Source organism: Microvirga sp. GN3 (genome assembly GCF_055792825.1).
Genome location: NZ_JBVVAK010000108.1, coordinates 21,583 through 28,064 on the forward strand (window position 1 = coordinate 21,583; position 6,482 = coordinate 28,064).

Below are 6,482 nucleotides of genomic sequence, written 5' to 3' on the forward strand. Positions count from 1 at the left end.
GGTCAGCGCTTGCTGATCTGATCGAAGAGGCCGCCGGAATCGAAGTTGTTCTTCTGGATGTCGTCCCAGTTGCCCTGGAGCGACTCAATCGTGAACAGCTTCAGGTTCGGCAGAGCCGCGAGATCCTCTGGCTTGGCGGCTTCGGACTTGATCGGGCGATAATGATGCTTGGCGAAAATCGCCTGCGCCTTGTCGGTGTAGAGGAAGTTGAGAAAGGCCTCAGCGACCTTGCGCGTGCCCTTGCCATCCACATTGCCCTCGACGAGAGCAACCGGCGGCTCCGCCAGGATCGACAGCGTCGGCACCACGATCTCGAACTTGTCGCGTCCGAATTCATCAAGCACGAGGAAGGCTTCGTTCTCCCATGCCGGCAGAACATCTCCGAGGCTGCGCTGCGCGAAGGTCACGGTTGATCCGCGAGCGCCCGTGTCGAGCACCGGAACGTTCTTGTAGAGAGCGGTGACGAACTCCTTCGCCTTGTCAGCACTGCCGTCCTTGGTCTGGGAATAGCCCCAGGCCGCCAGGAAGTTCCAACGGCCGCCCGCGGAAGTCTTCGGATTGGGCGTGATCACCTGGACACCTGGCTTCACAAGATCGTTCCAGTCCTTGATCCCTTTTGGATTGCCCTTACGAACCAAAAAGACGACGGTCGAGGTGTAAGGCAACGAGTTGTTGGGCAGCTTGCCGCGCCAATCGGCCGGGATCTTCTTGGTGGCCTTCGCAATCGCATCGATGTCGGACGGAATCCCGAGCGTCACCACATCGGCGTCGATGCCGTCGATCACCGTACGGGCCTGAGCGCCGGATCCGCCGTGAGAGGTCCGGATCGATACGGCCTCGCCGGTCTTTGCTTTCCAATCATCGGCAAAGGCCTGATTGATCTCGCGGTAGAGTTCCCGCGTCGGGTCGTAGGACACGTTCAGCAGCTGCGACTGGGCCGATGCGGTACCGGAGAGCGTCAGAAGGCCAACGCTTCCCAAGGCGATCAAGCCGACGGCCGGCAGGACGGACCGCAGTCGAGAATATGTCCTCGCGCCAGCGACTTCTAGGGAATTGCCGTGCACTCTACCCTCCCGGGTTGTGATCGAAGCGAGAGCGAGCAGCAAGCTACCCAGGCTCCCAAACAGGGCAGAGAAATATCCGCTAAAAAGAACGAGTGTCAAATGGCCCGGGCAGTTTGCTTCATTGATTTCCTCCTGTTTTGTGCTCTTTTGTAGTATACAGAGGCAGGCTCATAGAATGAAATTCTACTGGAGCCGCGTTGCTGTAGTATGCTTGCACTAGAAACGGGGCGAATAGCGGAGGACTAATTTTTATTCGTCCGAGCATTTGCGGCAGCGGCTGATTATGTCTCAAACAGGCCCACAATAGGGCGATTTAGAATATTCTTCTCTCAAGGAAGGGCCTCTCTGGCAAACTATTTCCTTGCAGACTGTTCTATAAAAAGAACATTTTTATTGACTTAGTCCTCCTGCTGCCGGAAACTCCGATCCTGCCAGTCGGTGCATTCCTCCGCTTCAAGTTGGCTTCCGGCACGATTTCATGCGGATCATACAGCTGAACTTGCGATGAGGATCGGTCGCATGCGCCGTGTGCTGGCACCGAAGCGATGAAACACACGTGATCGGACCAATCGATTGCACCCTGCCTTGCACATGCAGCGACCAATCCACGCGTAACGGAGAAAGATCCCTGCTATGACACTTCAAATCGGCCAGATTGCCCCCGATTTCGAGACGGTGACGACCGAAGGCCCGATCCGCTTCCATGAGTGGATTGGCGATTCCTGGGCGGTGCTGTTCTCGCATCCGAAGAATTTCACTCCCGTGTGCACGACAGAACTAGGCGAGGTGGCTCGGCTCAAGCCTGAATTCGATCGCCGCGGCGTGAGGGTCGTCGGCTTCTCCGTCGATCCCGTCGAGAGGCACGAGGCTTGGGCCCGTGACATCGAGGAGACACAAGGGGCAGCCGTCAACTATCCGATCATCGGCGATCCCGACCTCAAGATTTCCAAGCTCTACGGCATGCTCCCGGCCCACGCGGGAGACACGGCGGAAGGGCGCACGGCCGCCGACAACCAGACGGTGCGCAACGTTTTCATCATCGGTCCCGACAAGAAGATCAAGCTCGTCCTGGTCTATCCCATGACCACGGGTCGCAACTTCGACGAAGTGCTGCGGGTCATCGACTCCCTTCAGCTGACGGCTCAGCACCGGGTCGCCACGCCTGCCAATTGGAAGCAAGGCGAGGATGTCATCATCGCCGGCTCCGTATCGGACGAGGAAGCCAAGAACCTCTATCCGGGCGGCTGGAAAGCGCCGAAGCCATATCTGCGTATCGTGCCGCAGCCCGCCAAGGCGAACTGATCTGCAATCGCACGTGCGAAGCGAGGGGCAATTACCTCTTGCCCCGGATAGGGGCGCCGCCTGCATGATTGCTGGCGGCGCCCAAATGCGCTGATGGCCGGGCTGCCGGATGCTCACATTCAAGGAAACGAAATGACCAGCATGAAAGCGCGCGTGTCCTGGGTCGAGGGCATGATGTTTACAGGCGAGTCCGGAAGCGGGCATGCCATCGTGCTGGACGGCGCCCCCGAGAACGGCGGCCGCAATGTTGGCATTCGTCCTATGGAGCTCATGCTGCTGGGGCTGGCCGGCTGCACGGCGTTCGACGTGGTGCTTATCCTGAAACGCGGCCGTGAGCCTGTCACTGATTGCGTCGTCGAGGTCGACGCCGAGCGCGCGTCGACGGATCCGAAGGTGTTTACGACGATTCACCTCAAGTACTATCTCTCAGGGCAAGCGCTCTCGCCCGAGAAGGTCGAGCGCGCCATCCAGCTGTCAAAGGAGAAGTATTGCTCCGCATCCATCATGCTGGGTCGGGTTGCCGAGATCACGCACTCCTGGATCATCGATCCTCGTCTTGCCGCGTAATTGGTCAGGGCCCTTATCATGACTGCCTCACCCCTCGTTTCAGCCGCATGGCTTGCCGATCATTTCCTCGATTCCTCGCTTGTGATCATAGATATTCGCTCGACGGAAAACGGCGGCCAGACAGCATTCGAAGCCGGGCACATTCCCGGCGCAATCCACAGCGACTACGCCGCCGATGGCTGGCGGATCACTGAGGGTGGTGCCGGCGGCCTGCTGCCCGATGCGACCCATTTGTCCGCCCTGCTGAGCCGCATCGGAATGACGCCCGAGCACCATGTGGTTATCGTCTCAGCCGGGCAAGCCGCTTCCGATTTCAGTGCGGCCGCCCGTGTCTATTGGACCCTGAAAACTGCCGGTCACCAGCAGGTATCGATTCTCGACGGAGGCTTCAGGGCTTGGCGAGACGTGGGCGGGCGAGAAGAAACCGGGCTGTCTGCTCCGGTAGCAACTGGGCCTTATCCTGTGCGCCTCACAGAAGGCTTGCGAGCGAGGGCCAACGCTGTCGAGAAAGCAATCGCCGGAGCCAATGCGACGCTGCTCGACGGACGCTCACAGGCTCAATTCGACGGGCGGGAGAAGAGCTCACAGGCTGCTCGCGCCGGACACCTTCCGGGCGCCATCCACTTGGACCACAGCAGAGCCATCCAGCCGGGGACCGGACGTCTACGCCCTGTCACGGAACTCGAGCAATTGTTCGGGCAAATTCCCCCAGGGCCCGTGGTGAGCTATTGCAACACTGGCCACCTCGCCTCCACGAACTGGTTCGTCCTCTCGGAGGTGCTCAAACGCCCCGATGTGATGCTCTATGATGGCTCGATGTCAGAGTGGACCCAGGATCCCAGCCGGCCTGTCGCCATAAACGCGAGCTAAGACGAAAACGCCTCAAACGCACTCAAGAGCCTGCGTCAGGTCCTCGATCAGATCATCGGGATGCTCAAGACCCACTGAGAGTCTGACCAGACCTTCCGAGACCCCCATTTCCGTGCGTTCCTCCGGCGTGAAGCGCTGATGCGTCGTCGTCGCCGGATGGGTGATCAGGCTCTTGGCGTCGCCGAGATTGTTGGAGATCCGGATCAGATCGAGGGCGTTCAGGAAGCGAAAGGCCCCGGCCTTGCCTCCCTCGATTTCAAGGGCGAGCAGGGTCGAGCCTCCCGTCATCTGCCGGGCAATGATATCGGCCTGCGGATGATCGGCGCGTCCCGGATAGATCAGTCGGGCGATCTTGGCATGTCCTGCCAATGCGTCCGCCACGATAGCCGCCGCCCGGGTCTGACGCTCGACGCGCAGGGGAAGTGTTTCCAGGCTTTTCAGAAGCACCCAAGCGTTGAAGGGAGACATCGAAGGGCCCGTCTGCCGGAGCAACGTATGGACGTGCGTCTGGATGAACTCCTCGGACGCAAGAATGACGCCGCCAAGGCAGCGCCCCTGTCCATCGATGTGCTTGGTCGCAGAATAGACGACGCAATCAGCTCCGAGCTGCAGCGGCTTCTGCCAGACTGGCGTAGAGAACACGTTGTCCACCACCAGCTTCGCCCCGACCTGACGGGCAATCGCGGCGACGGCCTCGATGTCGATGACCTCCAGGGTGGGATTGGCCGGGCTTTCCAGAAAGAAGACCTTTGTCTCAGGCCGTATAGCTTTGCGCCACGCGTCGAGATCGGTTCCGTCCACGAGGGTCGATGCCACGCCAAACCGGGGCAGGAGCTCAGCGACGACATAGCGGCAGGACCCGAAGAGCGCACGGGCGGCAACGATGTGGTCGCCCGCCTGCAGCAGGCCCATGAGAGCCGCTGTCACGGCGGCCATGCCGGTCGCCGTCGCACGAGCGGACTCGGCTCCTTCGAAGGATGCGATGCGCTGCTCGAACATCGTGACCGTCGGGTTCGAGAAGCGGGCATAGAGAAAGCCCGGGCTCTCTCCCTTGAAGCGGGCCTCACATTCCTCGGCACTGGCATAAACGTGGCCTTGGGTGAGAAACAGCGCTTCGGAGGTCTCGCCGAACTCCGACCGCAGCGTGCCTTCATGAACAAGCCGGGTGTCCGCATGCAGGGGCCGGGTTCGACGTGAACGCTCGCTCATTGTTCTTCCTTCACCCTGGTGGGCTGCTACTCCGCGGCAGCTCAGCAGGCGTTGTCATGATGATTGGTGATTGAGAAAGAGGACCGGCGCCTACTTGGCGCCCGAACTCTGAGGGCCGCCGCCATGGTGGCCGGTTGCAACGGACAGGCCATAGCGGATGCGGGCCCACAGGCGCTCGTGGCCGTAATAGAGCACGAGCTTGGTCACCACCTCGGTCGCGCCAATGGCTGCGGCTAAGCGGATATCCTGCGTCAGAACGATGGCCGCGCCGACGGTCGCAACCGATCCGATGACCCGCCACGACATGGCCTTCAGGGCGCTGCGCCGCTTCTGCTCGCCCGTCCACTTGATCCAGGCCAACGGAGCATTGTTCCGGACGACCTGGAGGTTGACGGGCTCCTCGGCCACTGCTCCATCCACGAGACCGATTGCCACCGTGTCGAAACTCTCCCGGTCGATGAGAATGAAGCCGCCCGTGCGACGGCTCTCGGCATAGGGATCGAAGGCGACGGGCTGGTCCAGGGCGAGAACCACCTGGCCGATATCGTTGGCGCCCAGCGACGACACGGGCACAGAGGCGAGCGAGGCAAGATCGATCCGCTGACGCACACGGACGACCCGTGCAGGCACTGACGCTGCACCGATCTTCAACAGAAACTGGTCACCTTCCTTCAGGTGCTCCGTCGCCATCCAGAACAGGCGGGCCTTGATCCTGTCGGAGACCTGAGCCTGCCTCTCCAGGGATGCGATGACGTCACCGCGCGAGATGTCCACCTCGTCGGACAGGGTGAGTGTGACGGATTGACCGGCAACGGCCTCATTCAGCTCTCCGTCCATCGTCACGATCTGCGCAACGGACGTCTCCAGTCCGGAGGGAAGGATCCGCACCCGGTCGCCGGATTTAACACCGCCGCTGGTGACAATGCCGGCAAAGCCGCGAAAGTCCGGGTTGGGCCGGTTGACCCACTGCACCGGCATGCGGAACGGCTCCGCATCGGCTTTCTGCTCGACCTCGACGGTTTCGAGATACGAGAGCAGCGTCGGCCCGGCATACCAGGATGCTTGCGACGATGGCGCGACGACATTGTCGCCATGCAGAGCCGATAACGGGATGGAAGCGATCCGGTCAAAGCCAAGATTGATCGAAAAGGCTCGAAACTCCGCGTCGATCTGCTTGAACCTCTCCTCGGACCATTCCACGAGGTCCATCTTGTTGATGGCGAGGGCAACGTGACGGATCCCGAGCATGGAAGCGAGAAGGGCATGCCGCCGGGTCTGGCGAGTGATCCCTTTGCGCGCATCGATGAGGAGGATGGCAACATCCGCGGTCGAGGCGCCCGTTGCCATGTTCCTCGTATATTGTTCATGGCCCGGCGTATCGGCGACGATGAAGGTCCGCCGGTCGGTCGAGAAGAAGCGATAGGCGACGTCGATCGTAATGCCCTGCTCGCGCTCGCTGGCCAGACCATC

6 protein-coding genes are annotated in these 6,482 nt (G+C 61.0%); 3 read left to right on the plus strand and 3 right to left on the minus strand.

Going from position 1 to position 6,482, the window contains the following annotated elements; genetic code table 11:
- Positions 1 to 2 precede the first annotated feature (2 nt).
- Entirely contained in the window at positions 3 to 1,004 is a 1,002-nt protein-coding gene (locus ACS5Q1_RS33870) for a sulfate ABC transporter substrate-binding protein (protein ID WP_473102348.1), read from the minus strand.
- A 693-nt stretch (positions 1,005 to 1,697) separates the two neighbouring features.
- Between ACS5Q1_RS33870 and ACS5Q1_RS33875 the strand changes: the two genes are divergently transcribed.
- The 3 genes from ACS5Q1_RS33875 (at position 1,698) to ACS5Q1_RS33885 (ending at position 3,803) form a co-directional block, all read left to right on the plus strand.
- The gene (locus ACS5Q1_RS33875) at positions 1,698 to 2,366 is read left to right on the plus strand and encodes a peroxiredoxin (RefSeq protein WP_473102339.1); all 669 of its coding nucleotides are present in this window, start codon (positions 1,698 to 1,700) and stop codon (positions 2,364 to 2,366) included.
- A 132-nt stretch (positions 2,367 to 2,498) separates the two neighbouring features.
- Positions 2,499 to 2,933, plus strand: coding sequence for an OsmC family protein (locus tag ACS5Q1_RS33880; RefSeq protein ID WP_473102341.1), 435 nt, complete (start codon positions 2,499 to 2,501; stop codon positions 2,931 to 2,933).
- An 18-nt stretch (positions 2,934 to 2,951) separates the two neighbouring features.
- On the plus strand, positions 2,952 to 3,803 hold the full coding sequence (locus tag ACS5Q1_RS33885) for a sulfurtransferase (RefSeq protein ID WP_473102342.1): 852 nt from the start codon (positions 2,952 to 2,954) through the stop codon (positions 3,801 to 3,803).
- A 12-nt stretch (positions 3,804 to 3,815) separates the two neighbouring features.
- Here ACS5Q1_RS33885 and ACS5Q1_RS33890 read toward each other — a convergent pair whose 3' ends face one another.
- The gene (locus ACS5Q1_RS33890; RefSeq protein ID WP_473102345.1) at positions 3,816 to 5,012 is read right to left on the minus strand and encodes an O-succinylhomoserine sulfhydrylase; all 1,197 of its coding nucleotides are present in this window, start codon (positions 5,010 to 5,012) and stop codon (positions 3,816 to 3,818) included.
- 90 nt (positions 5,013 to 5,102) lie between these two features.
- A partial coding sequence (locus tag ACS5Q1_RS33895) for a GTP-binding protein (RefSeq protein ID WP_473102346.1) occupies positions 5,103 to 6,482 on the minus strand: 1,380 nt, incomplete at its 5' end.

Coding starts and splice junctions, on each gene's coding strand:
- ACS5Q1_RS33875 (WP_473102339.1), top strand. CDS start 1,698: ATGACACTTCAAATCGGCCAGATTGCCCCCGATTTCGAGACGGTGACG.
- ACS5Q1_RS33880 (WP_473102341.1), top strand. CDS start 2,499: ATGACCAGCATGAAAGCGCGCGTGTCCTGGGTCGAGGGCATGATGTTT.
- ACS5Q1_RS33885 (WP_473102342.1), top strand. CDS start 2,952: ATGACTGCCTCACCCCTCGTTTCAGCCGCATGGCTTGCCGATCATTTC.
- ACS5Q1_RS33890 (WP_473102345.1), bottom strand. CDS start 5,012: ATGAGCGAGCGTTCACGTCGAACCCGGCCCCTGCATGCGGACACCCGG.